The sequence below is a fragment of the Kitasatospora sp. NPDC001683 genome (genome assembly GCF_053596495.1).
This window is the reverse complement of the sequence record NZ_JBSFGK010000092.1, coordinates 1-15,614: the sequence shown is the minus strand read 5'-3', so window position 1 is coordinate 15,614 and position 15,614 is coordinate 1. Positions and strand designations below refer to the sequence as shown.

At 72.1% G+C, this 15,614-nt stretch carries 10 protein-coding genes and 2 pseudogenes; 9 read left to right on the top strand and 3 right to left on the bottom strand.

Annotation, left to right across the window (positions count from 1 at the left end; all coding sequences use genetic code 11):
- Nucleotides 1-88 precede the first annotated feature (88 nt).
- The 3 genes from ACWCYO_RS33150 to ACWCYO_RS33140 all read left to right on the top strand — a co-directional run bounded on the left by ACWCYO_RS33150 (nucleotide 89) and on the right by ACWCYO_RS33140 (nucleotide 3,808).
- The gene (locus tag ACWCYO_RS33150) at nucleotides 89-1,141 is read left to right on the top strand and encodes a sugar ABC transporter substrate-binding protein (protein WP_449786292.1); all 1,053 of its coding nucleotides are present in this window, start codon (nucleotides 89-91) and stop codon (nucleotides 1,139-1,141) included.
- 79 nt (nucleotides 1,142-1,220) lie between these two features.
- A complete protein-coding gene (locus ACWCYO_RS33145; RefSeq protein WP_449786291.1) occupies nucleotides 1,221-2,780 on the top strand; it encodes a sugar ABC transporter ATP-binding protein in 1,560 nt (519 codons plus the stop codon).
- A complete protein-coding gene (locus tag ACWCYO_RS33140; RefSeq protein ID WP_270140155.1) occupies nucleotides 2,777-3,808 on the top strand; it encodes an ABC transporter permease in 1,032 nt (343 codons plus the stop codon). Before ACWCYO_RS33145 ends, ACWCYO_RS33140 begins: the two co-directional genes overlap by 4 nt.
- A gap of 286 nt (nucleotides 3,809-4,094) precedes the next feature.
- Here ACWCYO_RS33140 and ACWCYO_RS33135 read toward each other — a convergent pair.
- Both ACWCYO_RS33135 and ACWCYO_RS33130 read right to left on the bottom strand, forming a co-directional pair.
- Nucleotides 4,095-4,433: pseudogene (locus ACWCYO_RS33135) on the bottom strand (alcohol dehydrogenase catalytic domain-containing protein); the annotation flags it as partial.
- 210 nt (nucleotides 4,434-4,643) lie between these two features.
- Nucleotides 4,644-5,669 carry a LacI family DNA-binding transcriptional regulator gene (locus tag ACWCYO_RS33130; protein ID WP_449786290.1) on the bottom strand — a complete coding sequence of 342 codons (1,026 nt, stop codon included), beginning with the start codon at nucleotides 5,667-5,669 and terminating at the stop codon, nucleotides 4,644-4,646.
- Between the two features lie 305 nt (nucleotides 5,670-5,974).
- Here ACWCYO_RS33130 and ACWCYO_RS33125 point away from each other — a divergent pair, with 305 nt between their 5' ends.
- The 6 genes and pseudogenes from ACWCYO_RS33125 (at nucleotide 5,975) to ACWCYO_RS33100 (ending at nucleotide 15,118) form a co-directional block, all read left to right on the top strand.
- Nucleotides 5,975-6,949 carry a glycoside hydrolase family 6 protein gene (locus ACWCYO_RS33125; RefSeq protein WP_449786289.1) on the top strand — a complete coding sequence of 325 codons (975 nt, stop codon included), beginning with the start codon at nucleotides 5,975-5,977 and terminating at the stop codon, nucleotides 6,947-6,949.
- 277 nt (nucleotides 6,950-7,226) lie between these two features.
- Nucleotides 7,227-8,531, top strand: coding sequence for a jacalin-like lectin (locus ACWCYO_RS33120; protein ID WP_449786301.1), 1,305 nt, complete (start codon nucleotides 7,227-7,229; stop codon nucleotides 8,529-8,531).
- Between the two features lie 123 nt (nucleotides 8,532-8,654).
- Nucleotides 8,655-10,580 (top strand): annotated as a pseudogene (locus tag ACWCYO_RS33115) (phosphatase PAP2 family protein).
- A gap of 177 nt (nucleotides 10,581-10,757) precedes the next feature.
- Entirely contained in the window at nucleotides 10,758-12,401 is a 1,644-nt protein-coding gene (locus tag ACWCYO_RS33110; protein WP_449786288.1) for a histidine phosphatase family protein, read from the top strand.
- A gap of 57 nt (nucleotides 12,402-12,458) precedes the next feature.
- Nucleotides 12,459-13,457 carry a LacI family DNA-binding transcriptional regulator gene (locus tag ACWCYO_RS33105; protein WP_449786287.1) on the top strand — a complete coding sequence of 333 codons (999 nt, stop codon included), beginning with the start codon at nucleotides 12,459-12,461 and terminating at the stop codon, nucleotides 13,455-13,457.
- The gene (locus ACWCYO_RS33100) at nucleotides 13,445-15,118 is read left to right on the top strand and encodes a metallophosphoesterase family protein (RefSeq protein ID WP_270140145.1); all 1,674 of its coding nucleotides are present in this window, start codon (nucleotides 13,445-13,447) and stop codon (nucleotides 15,116-15,118) included. The genes ACWCYO_RS33105 and ACWCYO_RS33100 overlap by 13 nt, the downstream gene beginning before the upstream one ends.
- 340 nt (nucleotides 15,119-15,458) lie before the next feature.
- Here the strand turns inward: ACWCYO_RS33100 and ACWCYO_RS33095 are convergent.
- Nucleotides 15,459-15,614: non-reducing end alpha-L-arabinofuranosidase family hydrolase (locus ACWCYO_RS33095; protein ID WP_449786300.1), on the bottom strand; the 156-nt coding region annotated here is incomplete at its 5' end.

Here is a 15,614-nt window from a genome sequence, read left to right as displayed (position 1 = left end):
TCTGCCGGATGCCCGGTCGCTTTCTCTGTGATCCGCCTCCCACCCCGCCCCGCAAGGGCGCCGGCCTTCCCAGCCAAGGAGACCAGCAATGAAGCTCCACTCCTCCAGAATCGCGGCCACGGCCGCCACCGTGGCCGTCCTGGCGGGGTTCGCCACGGCCTGCAACCGCGGCAGCGACTCGACCTCCGCCGGATCCGGCGGCGGCAAGGCGGCCATCGGCATCGACCTGCCCCGTGCGGACTCCGACTTCTGGAACTCCTACGCGCAGTACGTCAAGCAGGACGCCTCCTCCCAGGGGCTGAACACCCTGCCGGTCAGCAACTCGCAGAACGACGTGACCAAGCTGGCCGCCAACGTCCAGGTCTTCCAGAACACCGGCGCCAAGGCCGTCGTCATGGCTCCGCAGGACACCGGCGCGATCGCCTCCACCCTCGACCAGCTGGCCGCCAAGAAGATCCCGGTCATCAGCGTCGACACCCGTCCCGACAAGGGCGACGTCTACATGGTGGTCCGCGCCGACAACAAGGCCTACGGCACCAAGGCCTGCGAATTCCTCGGGAAGCAGCTCGGCGGCAAGGGCAAGGTCGCCGAACTCCAGGGCGCGCTGAGCTCCATCAACGGCCGCGACCGCTCCGAGGCCTTCGCCGCCTGCATGAAGGAGAAGTTCCCCGACATCCAGGTGATCGAGCTGGCCACCGACTGGAAGGGGGACGTCGCCTCCGCGAAGCTCCAGTCCACGCTGGCCGCCAACGCCGACCTCGGCGGCATCTACCTGCAGGCCGGCGGCGCCTTCCTCCAGCCGACCCTCGCCCTGCTCCAGCAGAAGGGCCTGCTCAAGCCGGCCGGCCGGCCGGGGCACATCGCCATCGTCTCCAACGACGGCATCCCGCAGGAGCTCGACGCCATCCGCAAGGGCGACATCGACGCCACCGTCTCCCAGCCCGCCGACCTCTACGCCAAGTACGCGCTCAGCTACGCGCAGGCCGCCACCGAGGGCAAGACCTTCCAGCCCGGCCCCACCGACCACCAGTCCACCATCATCTCCCTGCCCAACGGCCTGGAGGACCAGCTCCCCGCGCCACTGGTGACCAAGGACAACGTCGACGACAAGTCCCTCTGGGGCAACAACGTCGGCAAGTGACCAGAGCCCCCGTGAGTGGGCCGGCGGAGCCCTGACCGAAGCCGCCCGCTCATGGGGCCCATGGAGAGGACACGCCGCCATGGCGGACCCCAGCCCCGTCCGGGGCCCCGTCGTCGAGGCCGACGGGATCAGCAAGCGCTTCGGCGCCACCGTCGCGCTCAGCGACGCCCGCATCTCCGTCGCCCCCGGCGAGGCACACGCCCTGGTCGGCCGGAACGGAGCGGGCAAATCCACCCTCGTCTCGATCCTCACCGGACTGCAGAACCCCGACACCGGCACCCTGCGCTTCGACGGCGAACCCGCCCCCGCCCGCGGCGACACCGACGCCTGGCGCTCCCGGGTCGCCTGCGTCTACCAGCGCTCCACCGTCATCCCGGCGCTGACCGTCGCCGAGAACCTGTTCTTGAACAGACACCGCCTGGACCGGCAGAGCTCCGGTGCGCTGCGTCCGATCGGCTGGAAGCGACTGCGTTCGCGCGCCGGCGAACTGCTCGCCGAGTACGGCGTGGACGTCGATCCGACGGCCCGCGCCGAGGACCTCACCGTCGAGCAGCGCCAGTTCGTGGAGATCGCCCGGGCGCTGTCCTTCGGCGCCCGCTTCATCATCCTGGACGAGCCCACCGCCAAGCTCGACGCCCGCGGAATCGGCCGGCTCTTCGAGAAACTGCACGAGCTGCAACGCCAGGGCGTGGCCTTCCTGTTCATCTCGCACCACCTCCAGGAGGTCTACGAGCTCTGCAGCACCGTCACGGTCTACCGCGACGCCCGGCACATCGTCACCGCCCCGGTCGCCGACCTCGACCAGCAGGCCCTGGTGGAGGCGATGACCGGCGAGACCTCCCGCGGCACCGAGCCCAGCTGGTCGGTGACCGGCCGAGCGCTCCCGGAGGGCCCGCCGCTGCTCGACGTCACCGGCCTCAGCCTGGCCGGCCACTACCACGACATCGACCTGACCGCCCGCCCCGGCGAGGTGGTCGGCCTGGCCGGAGCCGCCGCCAGCGGAAACGTGCAGCTCGGCGAGACCCTCGCGGGCCTGCACCGACCGCAGGCCGGGACGGTCAGCGTCGCCGGGCGCCCGGTGCGCACCGGAAAGGTGCCCGCCGCACTCGCGGCCGGCATCGGCTTCGTCCCCGAGGACCGGCACGTCCAGGGCCTGGTGCCCCAGCGCAGCGTCGCGGAGAACGCCACCCTCACCGTCACCGACCAGCTCGGCCCGTTCGGCACCGTCCTGCCCTCGCGAACCCGTGCCTTCGCCCGGCGCATGATCGACGACCTCGACATCAAGACCCCCGGACCGGTCACCCCGGTCGCCGCGCTGTCCGGCGGCAACCAGCAGAAGGTCGTCATCGCCCGCGCGCTCGCCACCCGGCCCCACGTCCTGGTCGCCATCCGCCCGACCAACGGCGTCGACATCAAGTCCAAGGAGTCACTGCTCGGCGCCGTCCGCCAGGTCGCCGACGACGGCAGGACCGCCCTGATCGTCTCCGACGAACTCGATGACCTGCGGGTCTGCGATCGCGTGCTGGCCATGTTCCACGGCCGCGTCGTCGCCGAGTTCGACGCCGGCTGGAGCGATGAACACCTGGTCGCGGCCATGGAGGGCATGACCGGCCCGACCCACCCGAAGGAAAAACCATGACTCCCACCACTGAGCTCCCCGACCTTCCGGGCGCGGCGGTCGCCGCCCGCGCCGGTCGCCGCTTCGACCTCGCCCGCTACCGCGACCTGTCGCTCGTCCCGGTCCTGCTGGTGCTCGGCGTCATCGGCTTCATCGTCTCGCCCGCCTTCCTCACCTCCGACAACCTCCTCGGCGTCGGCCAGCAAGCCACCGAGCTGAGCCTGCTGGTCCTCGCCGAGGCGCTCATCCTGATCGCCGGGCGGATGGACCTCTCCCTGGAGTCCACCATCGGCGTCGCCCCGGTGATCGCCGTCTGGCTGGTCCTGCCCGACCACGGCGCCCGTTTCAACGGCCTCGGACTGTTCCCCGAGTGGAGCGCCATCCCCTTGTGCCTGCTGGTCGGCGCGCTCATCGGCGCGATCAACGGCTTCCTCATCCTCAAGCTGCGCCTCAACGGCTTCATCGTCACCCTCGGCGCGCTCACGCTGCTCCGCGGCCTCCAAGTCGCCGTCTCCCAGGGCCAGTCCATCGTCAACGTGCCCGAGTCCTTCCGCTACCTCGGCGGCGCGAGCTGGCTCGGCGTCCCGGCCGCGATCTGGATCTGCGCCCTGCTCTTCCTCGTCGGCGGCTGCGCCCTCGCCTGGCTGCGGCACGGCCGCGCCCTCTACGCGATCGGCGGCAACGCGGAGGCCGCCCGGGCGGCGGGCATCCGCGTCGACCGGATCGTCTGGGCCGTGCTGACCCTCGGCGGCCTGCTCGCGGCCTTCGCCGGCATCCTCTACACCGGCCACTACGGCTCGATCTCCGCGGACCAGGGCAACGGCTGGATCTTCCAGGTCTTCGCCGCCACGGTCATCGGCGGCGTCAGCCTCAACGGGGGCCGCGGCACCCTCTTCGGGGCCCTCACCGGCGTCCTCACGCTCCAGCTCGTGGTCAACGTGATGACCCTCGCCGGCGTCCCGCCGCTGTGGAACCAGTTCCTCAACGGCGCGATCATCATCATCGCGCTGATCATCTCCCGCTACGCCTCCGGCGAGAAGCAGGAGTAGCCCGAGGGCGCGGGGCCCGTCCACGCTCACCTGCCGCAGAGGGCCCTCTCGACGAGGGCCTGGTGGAGCCGGAGGGACTTCTCGGGGTCACCGTCGTCGTACACGTTGATGGACAGCGCGAACTGGCGGCTGCCGTCCGCCATGCGCAGCAGGGCGGTCGAGTAGCAGGGCGATCTTGGTGACGCTGCCGACCCAGAACCTCCCGTCGGCGCGCGCCGGCAGAGCGGTGACCAGGTCCCGGACTCCGGCCGCGCCGCGCCCAGTCGAGCCCGGAGGGCTTGCGCGCCACCGCGGGTGCGGCCACCGCGACGTACTCGGCGAAGGTGCCTGCCTGCACCACGTCCTTGCGGGCGTAGGCCATCACCTCGTCCCTCGGGGCGAACTCGGGCGTGTCCGGGCCGGTGCGGGTGACCACCCCGGCCACGTCCCAGCCAGGAATGACGGGGAAGACGGTGTCCATCATGCCGTCCAGGCCGCCTGCCATGACCTTCCAGTCCACCGGGTTGACGGAGGCCGCCCGGACCTCGATCAGCACCTGTCCGGGGCCGACCTTGGGGTCGGGCACCTCGCCGTACTTCAGCCGGGAGTTGTCCGGGGCATACGAGTCGTAGGCCACCGCGCGCATGAACTGTCTTCCGAGGAAAGGGTGTTGCTGCTTCGCGCACCGCCACCGTGCGGCGGGCGGGCGGGCGGGCGTCGTCGGCAAGGCTATGCCGGGGTGGCCGCCCGGCACGCCCGCACCGCCGTCGGAGCGGCCCCGCCGTTGTCGGTGCACCCCTTGGTGGCCGCCCGGATCGGAAAGGTTGCCGCCGTGGTCGGTCTTTCTCCGGTGGAATCAGCCGGACGTCGAGGGGGCGGACTCCCGGATCGTCAGGCGGGTGGGCAGGACGAGGGGGCTCGGGTCCTGGCCCTCGATGACCGCCACGAGCATCCGGGCCAGCTCCAGCCCGAGCGCGCGCACCGGCTGGTGCACGGTCGTCAGTGGCGGGTCGGCGTACGTGGCGTCGGCGAGGTCGTCGAAGCCGACGAGGGCGACGTCCTCGGGGACGCGTCGGCCGAGTCGGCGCAGGGCGCGCAGCGCTCCCAGCGCCATGCCGTCGTTGGCCGTGAACACCGCGTCGAGGTCCGGACGGTCCGCGAGCAGCCGCTCCATCGCGGCCTCGCCGCCGGCCTGGGTGAAGTGGCCCGGGATCACACCGGCGGGGGACAGACCGGCCAGCACCAGTGCCTCGCGGAAGCCCTGTTCACGGGCGACGGAGGCCTGGAGATCGACCTGTCCGGTGATCATCGCGATGCTCCGGCGTCCACCGCGGACCAGGTGCTCGACGGCGAGGCGGGCGCCGCCCCGGTTGTCCGGGTCCACGTACCACCGGGGCGTGCCCGTCAACGGCAGGCCGCCGAAGACCACGGGCAGGTCCGTCCGCTCGGCCAGCCGGCCCAGGGGGTCGTCGCCGCGCACCGCCATCAGCATCACGCCGTCCGCCCGCCGGGAGCTCAGGATGCGCCGCAGGCGTTCCTTGCCGCGGGGCGTGTCGGCCAGCAGCAGGACCAGGTCCAGGTCCGTCCGGTCGAGGAAGGAACCGACGCCCACGGTCACCTCGGCGAAGAACGGGTCGGCGAACAGTCCGGGTTCGGCGCTGGACACCGCCAGCACGACCGTGCCCGCGCGCCGGGTCGCCAGCGCCCGTGCGGTCGGGTTCGGCACGTAGCCGAGCTCGCGGACCGCCCGCTCCACCGCGGCGCGCTTGGCCGCGCTCACGTGCGGCACGTTGTTGATGACGCGGGAGGCCGCCGTGCGGGAGACTCCGGCCCGGGCGGCGACCTCGTCCAGTGTCGGCTGGCGTCGCGGAGACGTCTCCATCGCGATCGTCGATCCTCCTGTCGCGGGCGGGCGATTTCCCCGGACGGTGGTCCCGTGGACATCCCGTGCCCCGGGGACGGTCGGCCGACGCCGGGGCATTCGTCGGCCGGAAGCGCTTCCACACTAGGCGCGATCAGGGTCGCGCAACCTGAACATCCGTGAGTTCGCTTCTGTGGCCGCTGATTTGAGGTTGGTGCGGAGTTCATGACAGGGCCTTGACATCGGGTCGGCGCGGACCCAATCATCCTGAGACTGGAAGCGCTTCCACCCCCCCACTCCCGCCCCCACCAAGTGGAGGAAGCACCATGCGTCGTTCGCTCCGCAGGCTGTCCCTGCTCATGGCACCCGCGCTCACCGCCCTGCCGGCCGCGGTCCAGCCCGCAGCCGCCCAGGTCAGCACCCCCACCGCTGAGACCAGCGGCTTCTACGTGGATCCCGAATCCACCGCACAGCAGTGGCTCAACGCCAACCCCGGCGACGGCCGCGCCGCCGCCATCCGGTCGTCGATCGCCGACGTGCCGACGGCGCGCTGGTTCGGCAACTGGAGCGGCACCATCGGGACGGCGACCGGCGCCTACGTCGGCGCGGCCGCCGCCAAGGGCAAGCTGCCGATCCTGGTGGCGTACAACATCCCCGACCGGGACATCTGCGCCGGCCAGTCCGGCGGTGGCGCGGGTTCCGCGGCCGAGTACGCCACCTGGATCGCCGCCTTCGCCAGTGGCATCGGCAACCGGCCGGCCGTGGTCGTCCTCGAACCCGACGCGCTCGGCGACCAGACCTGCATGAGCGCCGACCAGATCGCCGAGCGCAACGGGATGCTGCGCAACGCCATCGCGCAGTTCAACGCCAAGGCCCCGAACACCCGGCTCTACCTGGATGCCGGGAACCCCGCCTGGATGAGCGCCGAGACCATGGCCCAGCACCTGGTCGCGGCCGGGGTGAGCGGGGCACACGGGTTCTCGCTGAACGTCTCCAACTACATCGGCACCGCGCAGAACACGGCGTACGCCAAGGCCGTCAACGCGGCCCTGCGGTCGGCGAACGGGTTCACCAAGCCGTACGTCATCGACACCAGCCGCAACGGCAACGGATCCGACGGCAACTGGTGCAACGCGGCGGGGCGCAGGATCGGCACGCCCACGCAGGTCGGCGGCGGTGCCGAGATGCTGCTGTGGATCAAGGCGCCCGGCGAGTCCGACGGCAACTGCGGCACCGGCGCGGGCTCGACGGCCGGACAGTTCCTGCCGCAGGTCGCCTACAACCTGATCTACGGCTACTGACCCGGGGAGCTGGCCGGAGGAGAAGTGAACGATCTGTTAACGCTAACAAAATCCTTTGAGGAGGCTTGGCATGTCATCATAAACTCCCAGGTCAGCGGCAATATGAGGGATCATCGGCGATGTTGACGCGCTCATGGTTCGCTCCTACGCTCCGGGCACCGGAATCCGTGGTCGTACTCCGATCGGAGCACTGATGTCCAAGCCCCGCCCCCGACTGCCCTTCGCCTGCACCGCCCTCGTGGGCGCGCTCGCCGCCGTGACCGCGCTCGGCGGCCTCATGGGTGCGCCGGTCGCGCGAGCCGCCACCGAGGTGTCGGCCGCGCAACCCGCTGCCGAGGGCGGGTCGTTCTCCACGCTGACCTACAACGTCGCCGGCCTCCCGCAGGTGGTGAACAGCTCCTCCACCGAGCGGCAGAGCAGCACCACCGCCATCGGCGCCCGGCTCGCGCCGTACGACATCGTGCACGTCCAGGAGGACTTCAACTACCACGCGTTCCTGTACGCCGCCGACTCCCACCCGAACCGCACCGCGACCAGCGGTGGGGCGGGCATCGGCAGCGGCCTCAACACCCTGTCCGGCCTCGGCTACGACGGCGACGACTTCGAGCGGGTCAAGTGGAAGGACTGCCAGCTGGACTCCGGGGACTGCCTGACCCCCAAGGGCTTCACCTTTATGCGCCTCCGCCTGGCCGAGGGCGTGTACGTGGACTTCTACAACCTCCACGCCAACGCGGGCACGGAGCCCGGCGACGAGGCCGCCCGCGCCGCCAACCTGGCCCAGCTCACCGGCTACATCAGGACCCACTCGGCCGGGAACGCCGTCGTCGTGATGGGTGACACCAACACCCGCTACACCCGGGCCGACGACACCATCGCAGCCTTCGCCGCCGACAACCGGCTGACCGACGCCTGGGTGCAGCTGGAGCGCGGCGGCGTGGCGCCGGCCCGCGGCGCCGACCCGCTGCTGTGCGACCAGAACGCGCCCACCGACACCTGCGAGATCGTCGACAAGGTGCTCTACCGCAGCAGCCCGCTGGTCTCGCTGACCGCCACCTCGTACGCCAACAAGCACGCCGACTTCCTGGACGGATCGGGCAAGATGCTCTCCGACCACGACCCGGTCGCCGTGGGCTTCACCTGGAGTCGGAACCCCGACTACCTGGCGAGCGAACAGTTCGGCGGCCCGCACGGCGACTTCTACGACGACATCGACCGCGTACCGGCCGGCGCCCGGGCCACCACGATCAGCCTGCGGGCGGGCAGCCGGGTCGACCAGGTCGGCCTCACCCTCGCCGACGGCACCGCCCTCACCCACGGCGGCACCGGCGGCACCGCCTCCTCGCTCACCCTGAGCAGCGGCGAGTACGTGAACTCGGCGACCCTCTGCCAGGGCTCGTACAACGGGCACACCCGCATCTTCTACGCCTCCTTCGGCACCAATCTCGGCCGCACCCTGACCGGTGGCACCACCACCGCCGACTGCGTGACCCGCACCGCGCCCGACGGCTGGCAGTTCGCCGGGTTCCAGGGACGCTCCGGCGACGAGGTCGACAAGCTCGGCTTCCTGTTCACCCGCCGCTGACCCCGGGAACGTCCCCGCACCCCCCCGCACGTCCCCGGCCCGGGCCGCCACCCGGGCCGGGGATCCCCCTTTCCTCCCGCACACCGCTCCGCCCGCCAGGCGCACCACCGCAGGAAGACAGCGATGACCGACCAGCCCACCCTGAACCGCCGCCGCTTCCTGCGCCACTCCGCCGCCACCTCGGTCGGCATCCTCACCGCGCCCACCACCCTGAACCTGCCGGCCGCCCCGCAGCGGGCGGCCGCCACGCCCGCCGGTCCGGTCCAGGGCGCCGCCTTCGTGGACTCCTACGCGACCAACACGATGGCCGACCTCACCCCGAGGGGAACGCCGCCGTGCGCATCCTCACCGGGATGAACCGGGTCTGGCACACCGGCGCCTCCTGGAACGACGGCTCGCCGCTCATGGCCGACGTGCTGCGCGCCAACGTGCGCTACTGCGTGTGGACCACCACCCTGCGCACCGCGGCGCGGGCCCGGGAGGCCTTCATCTGCGACCGCCAGCACCAGAGTTACGCCGTCATCGCCGGCCTCGACCCGCTCGCCGACCTGTACCGCACGGGTGCCAAGGCCGTCACCTCGATCGCCACCGCGCCCGACTCCACCCCGCCCGCGAAGGTCGACGACGCCGTTCCCGCCGGTGCGCCCGCCGGCTCCGCGCTCGGCCCCGGGGCCGTCGACTCGGAGCTGGGGCAGGTGGTCACCCTGGTCAACACGCTGCGCGGGCCGTACGCCTCCGGCAACCCTCCAAGTACGCCTTCCGCTACCCGCGGCCCTGGCGCCTCAACGAGGACAGCGCGGTGGTCGACACCGGCGCCACCGACGCCCTCGGCTACCCGGTCTACGCCTCGGACGTCGTCGTCGCCCCGCAACTGCTCCGCCAGCGGAGCACCTCTCCGGTCGACGACGGCGGCTTTGTGAGCGGTCACACCAACGCCTTCCACCTGTGCGCGCTGGCCCTGGCGTACGCGGTGCCCGAGCGTTCCAGGAGCTGATCACCCGGGCCTTAGAGCTCAGCCACCCGGATCACCGCCGGGATGCACTCCCCGCTCGACGTCATCGGCGGCCGGACGCTCGTCACCGCGCTCGCCGCCGCCACCCTCGCCGATCCGCGCAACGCCGTCCTCAAGGCCGCCGCCCGCAGCCAGGCGGCCGCGTACTTCCGGTCGAAGACCGGCAGCACCGCCGACACCCTGTACGCCTTCGCCCACCGGGCCGTACCGCCGACACCCCGTACGCCGAGCGCGCGGCCAACGCCGCACAGGTCACGCCGCGGCTGACGTACGTCCTGCGCCGCAGCGGCCGGAACGTCCCGATGACCGTGCCCAAGGGCGCCGAAGTCCTGCTGGAGACCCGCCTGCCCTACCTGGACGCCGCCCAGCGCCGCGAGGTGCTGCGCACCACCGCCCTGCCCTCGGGCTACGTCCTGCTGGACGGCCCGGAGATGTGGGGCCGGCTCAACCTGTTGGCCGCGGCCGACGGTTACGGCGCGTTCGAGCGGGACGTGACGGTGGAGCTGAACGCCGCCGACGGCGGGTTCCGCACGGCCGACGCCTGGCGCAACGACATCGCCGGACCAGGCGGCCTCACCAAGCGCGGCACCGGGACGCTGACCCTGATCGGCACCAACCGCTACACCGGCCCCACCGTGGTGGCGGGCGGGGTCCTCGCGGCCGGCTCCCGCGACGCCCTCGGGCGCGGCGACGTCCAGGTCCGCGGCGGCACCCTGCGGATGGACGCCGAGCGTGGAGCCGTCCGGGTGCACGGCGACTACCTCCAGTCGCCCGCCGGGACGTGGCTGGAGCTGACGCTCCACCACTGCCACGCCCCGGCCCTGACGGTCGAGGGCCGGGTGACGCTCGGCCGCGGTGCGCAGCTCGTCCTGCGGCAGACGGACACCCTCGAGGTGGGCGAGGACGTGGTGCTGCCGGTGATCGGCGGGCGTGTGCTCCAGGGCGGCTTCGACAGCGTCACGGTCGAGGCTGCCGGGTACCGGGCGACGCCGATGTACACCCATGACGGCCTCTCGGTGCGGCTGACCCGCTGCTGAACGCCGAACACGCCGACGGTTAGCACCTGCGCTCAGGGCGCTCCAAGGCACGGGCTCCGCCGAGCCCGTTGTGTCGCTTGCGTTAACGCTAACATTTTTGCTTGACGGTTCAACTTCATAGCCTTTTGACTGGGTCACCTCAAGTCCGTGCATCGCTCCCACGCGTAGAGGACGCCCATGCCCCTGTACTTCATCCGCCACGGCGAATCCCAGGCCAACGAACAGAACCGCTTCGCCGGGCAGTTGGACACCCCGCTCACCGACCTCGGCGTCCGCCAGGCCGAACAGGCCGCTCGGCGGGTCGCCGCGCTCGGCCTGGACCTCGACGAGGTGCACGTCTCGACCCTCGACCGGGCCCGCCGCACCGCCGACATCGTCATCGCCGGCCAGCAGCGCGGCCCCGGCCGACTGGTGGTCAGCGACGCCTTGGTGGAACGCGACTTCGGGATCTTCAGCGGCCGCAACAAGAGCCTGGTCAAGAAGAGCATCGGCTTCGCCGGCTACACCGAGGCGTTCCACTCGCACACCGGCCTTCCGCCCGGCGGAGAGAGCTGGCGGGCGATGTACGAGCGGGTCGCCGGCTACTACCGCGACGTGCTGCTGCCCGCGTCCAACGCCGGGCGCACCGTACTCGTCGTCGCCCACAAGTACATCGTGGAGATGTTCGCGCTCGCCGCCGCGGAGCTGCCCCCCGAGCGGTACCGCGATCTGAAGATCCCCAATGCCCGCCCCCTGACCGAGGACGACCTGCGGCGCGCGGCCGGTGCACCGGCCGCGGCCGGGCTGGTCAACGACCTCGGCGAGATCGTCGAGATCCGGCTGCCCCTGCTGGTCGCCCTCGCGGCCTGCGCCGGCGTCGCCGTCCAACTGCTCGTCGGCGTACGCGTGCCGCCGTGGGCGTTCTCCACGGCCATGACCCTGCTGCTCGGGGTCGGCACGTTCTTCACCCTGCTGCGCGTCGACCCGCACACCCTCCGCGGCACGCCGGGCAGCATACGTCCCGCCCTGCCGCTGCTCCTGGCCCGGTCCGTCCTCGGGCTGGCCCTGCTGTGGGGTGGGAGCAGCCTGCCGCTCGAACTCGCCGGGCTGTTCCTGCTGCTGCCGCCCGCCCTGATCGTCCCGACCCTGTCCCTGCTCTGGGGTGGCGACTACTTCTTCGCGGTACGGCACACCGTGGCGGCCTCGGTCGTCATGCCGGTGGCGCTGCTGGGTGCCCTCGCCGTGGCCGTGCCCCGGGGAACCCACCCGGGCGGCGGCCTCGGCGCGGCACTGTTCACCTACGGTGCCGTCCTGCTGGTCGCCCTGCTCCTGCCCGGGCTCGGGGCGCAGGTACTGCGCCGCAGTGACCCGATCCGGGCCGGCGCCCTCAGCACCAACTGGAACTGGCTCGGCGGCCTCGCCCTCGTGCCGGTCGCCGGACTTGCCACCTTCGCGCTCACCCCTGCGGACACCCGCGACGCCGCGCGCCTGACCTGGGAACTCGTCCAGGTCATGGCGGCCACCGGTGCCCTGCTCGCAGGACTGAGGCTGCTGACCGTCGCGTTCCTGCGGTTGCGGCGTCCGGCCGCCGGGATCGGTCGCGACCTGATCATCACTCAGAGCACGCCGAACGTCTTCCTGTGGCTGGCCATGGCCGTGATCCTGGCCCCCGCCGCCGGCTCCCATCCGTCCGTGATCGGCCTCGGCGTCGCCCTGGTCTTCTTCCTCGCGGTCTACGTCGACGAGCAGGTCTTCCGGTACGGCCACTCCCAGGACCTGCGGGCCGCCGTCCGCCGGGTGCTCCCGCCGGTGCTCGCCACACCGCACCGTGGCGGAGCGTGATCCCCTCCGCCGGACCGGCCTCGGGGGTGGCGAGGAGGTGCCCACCGGATCGCTCCGGTGGGCCCCTCGGCCCGGACGGCGTCAGACCGCGACCTTTTCGCGGACGGACTCCGCGACCAGGGGGTCGGAGAGCTCGGCTACCGGCCGAACGCCACCGCCGTCGCCCTGCGCACCCACCGGTCCCAGGTACTGGGGCTGCTGATCCGCAACCTGCACAACCCGTTCCTCCTCGACGTGGTCGACGGCTTCGACGGGGCGTGCGCGGCCGCCGGCTACGAGGTGATGATCGGCTCGTCCCGGTACGATCCTTCCCGTGAGTGGGAGTTGCTGCACGCCTTCCAGGACCGCGGGGTGGACGGCCTCGCGGTCGCCCCGATCGGCACCGGCCCGGCCGTGGGCGACTGGGCCGAGGCCTACCGGTGTCCGCTGGTGCTGCTCAACGCGCCGCCGCCCCAGGCGGGCGCCGCGGTGATGAGCGTGCGCGGCGTCGGCGCCGCGGCCGTCGCGCAGGCCGTCCGTCATCTGGTCGAACTCGGCGATCGGGAGCTGACGCTGGTCGTCGCACCGGCGGACAAGGATCCGGAGCCCGAGCGCCTGGAGCGGTTCCGGGCGCCTGCGCGCGAATCCGGCTTCGCCGCCCGCGTGGTCGAGACCGAACTGGGCCTGGACGCCGCCCGGGAGGCCGTCGGGCGGGTGTCGGCCGAGCCGCCATCACGGCGACCCACCGCATTCCTCACCAACAGTGACCATCTCGCCCAGGCCGTCTATCTCGCGGCCGCTGACCTCGGGTGGCGGGTGCCCGAGGACCTCTCCGTCGTGGGGCACGATGACCTCCCCACGGCGGGCCTTCTCGCTCCGCCGCTGACCACTCTGAGGGTGGACCGGCGTGAGATCGGCCGTCGCGCGGCCACCCTGCTGATCGATTCCCTCGAAGGGCGCCCTCCAGCCCGGCGGGACGTCGTGGTGCGGGTCGACCTGCGCGTGCGGCAGCCCACGTCGCCGGCGGACATCGCGAACTCCCAGGACAGGAAACCCGAACTCCCATGTCGGAACTGACCGATGCCGTCGTGACCACGCTCCACGCCACCATCGCCCCGGGCGAGGCGCTCGGCCGGGGCAGTGAGCGGGTCTACCGCAGGCTCGCCCCCGCGCCAGGGGAACCGCACCTCGTGCGCGAGGAACTGTCGGTGCGTCGGCCCCAGGAGCTCTCCTCCGTACTGCGGTTCGTACACGTCACCGACTACCAGCTCGCCGACCTTGCCTCGCCGGGGCGGATCGACTTCGTCCAGCGGTACGCCGACCGGGCGGGATGGGCCGGGATGGTGCCGGCGTACCGTCCGCAGGAGATCGTCTCCACCCACGCGTTCGAGGCGATGGCCCGTACCGTGGCGAAGCTGGCGTCGGACCCGGGCGCGCCCGTCCGCTTCGTGCTCACCACCGGGGACAACACTGACAACGCCCAGCTCAACGAACTGCGCGGATTCCTCGCGCTGATGCACGGCGGCGACACCGTCGACCCGACCTTCGGCGTCGCGGGCAGCGGGGAGACCGCGGCGATCCCCTCGTACACGGTCTCCGGCGATTACTACAACCCGGAGCCGGAGTCGCAGGACCGGTACAAGCGGGAGTACGGCTTCCCGGACCGGCCGGGGCTGCTTGCGGCGGCGGCCGGGCCGTTCCGCGCCCAGGGCTTCGGCGTCGACTGGCTGGCCTGCTTCGGCAACCACGACTGCCTCGCCCAGGGGCGGGCACCGGTCGCACCGGAGTTCCAGGACCTGCTGACCGGAGGCAGGCGACCGGTCGCCGCACCCGCCGAGCTTCCCCCGGCGCCGAGCGATGCGTACCTGGCGGACCCTACGGTGCTGGCCGGTGGACCGGCGAGGGGGATCGAGCCGCGAGCGGACCGGCGGCTCATCGGCAAGGCCGAGTACATCCGGGCGCACCTGGACAGCCCGGGCACACCCCGCGGGCACGGGTTCAGTGAGGCCGACCTCGCCGAGGGCCGGACCCACTACTGCTACGACGAGATCCCGGGCGTGCGGGTGATCGTGCTCGACTCCACCAACCCGGCCGGCCACGTCACCGGCAGCATCGGCCGGCGCCAGCGGGACTGGCTGGAGCGGAGTCTGATCGAGGTGCACTCCGCCTACCGGGACGCGGCGGGCGTCGAGGTCCGCACGGGCCACCGGGACCGGGTGGTCGTCCTGGCGTCGCATCACGGACTGGACAGGTTCGACAACGCCGTGCAACGGCCGGACGAGGCGGCGCACCCGGACTCGGACCTGCCGCGGGTGCTCGGCGAGGAGGTCGAGGCGCTGTTGCACCGCTTCGGCAACGTCGTGCTCTGGCTGGCCGGTCATCAGCACCTCAACTCGGTCACGCCGAGGGGGCGATCCGGAGGCGGCGGCTTCTGGCACGTCATCACCTCCGGCCTGTGCGAGTGGCCGTCCCAGGCGCGCGTGCTCGAACTCCTCGTCGGCACGGACACCCTGGTGATCCGCTCCACGATGATCGACCACGCCGCGCCACTCGAACCGGGCGCCGACCTCGGCCTGTGGGACCTGGCCGCCGCGCACCGCGAGCTGAGCGCCAACGAGCCGACCCGGGTCGGCGGTCCGGAGTCGGCGGGCACGGTCCGGGACCGGAACGTGGATCTCCTCGTCCCGATCGGCCCCGCTCTTTCCGCCGCCCTGCGGGCCCGCGACGACGGGCGCTGATCAGCGCCCGGGGGAGGGGCCTCGGCTGATGTGCGGTTGGGGCCCCAGGGCGGTGGACTCCGAGTTTCGCGGGGACGTGCAGCAATCCTACGCGTGTGTGTTAGCGATCACATTTCGGCGTCTCCCACGAGGAAGCGTCGATGATCGGAAGGCAAGTCCAGTGACCCAGTCCCACGGCAATCAAGGGCCGAGCCGCCGCAGCATGCTGAAGCTCGTCGGCACGGTCGGGCTCGCAGCCGGCGCCGTCGCGGTGAGCGGCACCACCGGTGCCGCTGCGGCCCCCGGTCCCGCCTTCGCGCGCGGCGGCTGGGGGGTTCCCTTCTGCGATGGTGGGCACCGGTCAGCGGCGCTGGAGGGTCAGCAGGCCCGGGCGCCAGGGGAGTTGGTCGTAGGGGCCGGTGGCGGTGGGGGACTTGCCCTGGTAGAGGAACTGGAGGTTGCAGGGGTCGATGGTCATGGTCTGGTCGGGGTTGTTGCGGACCAGGTCGCCGTGGCT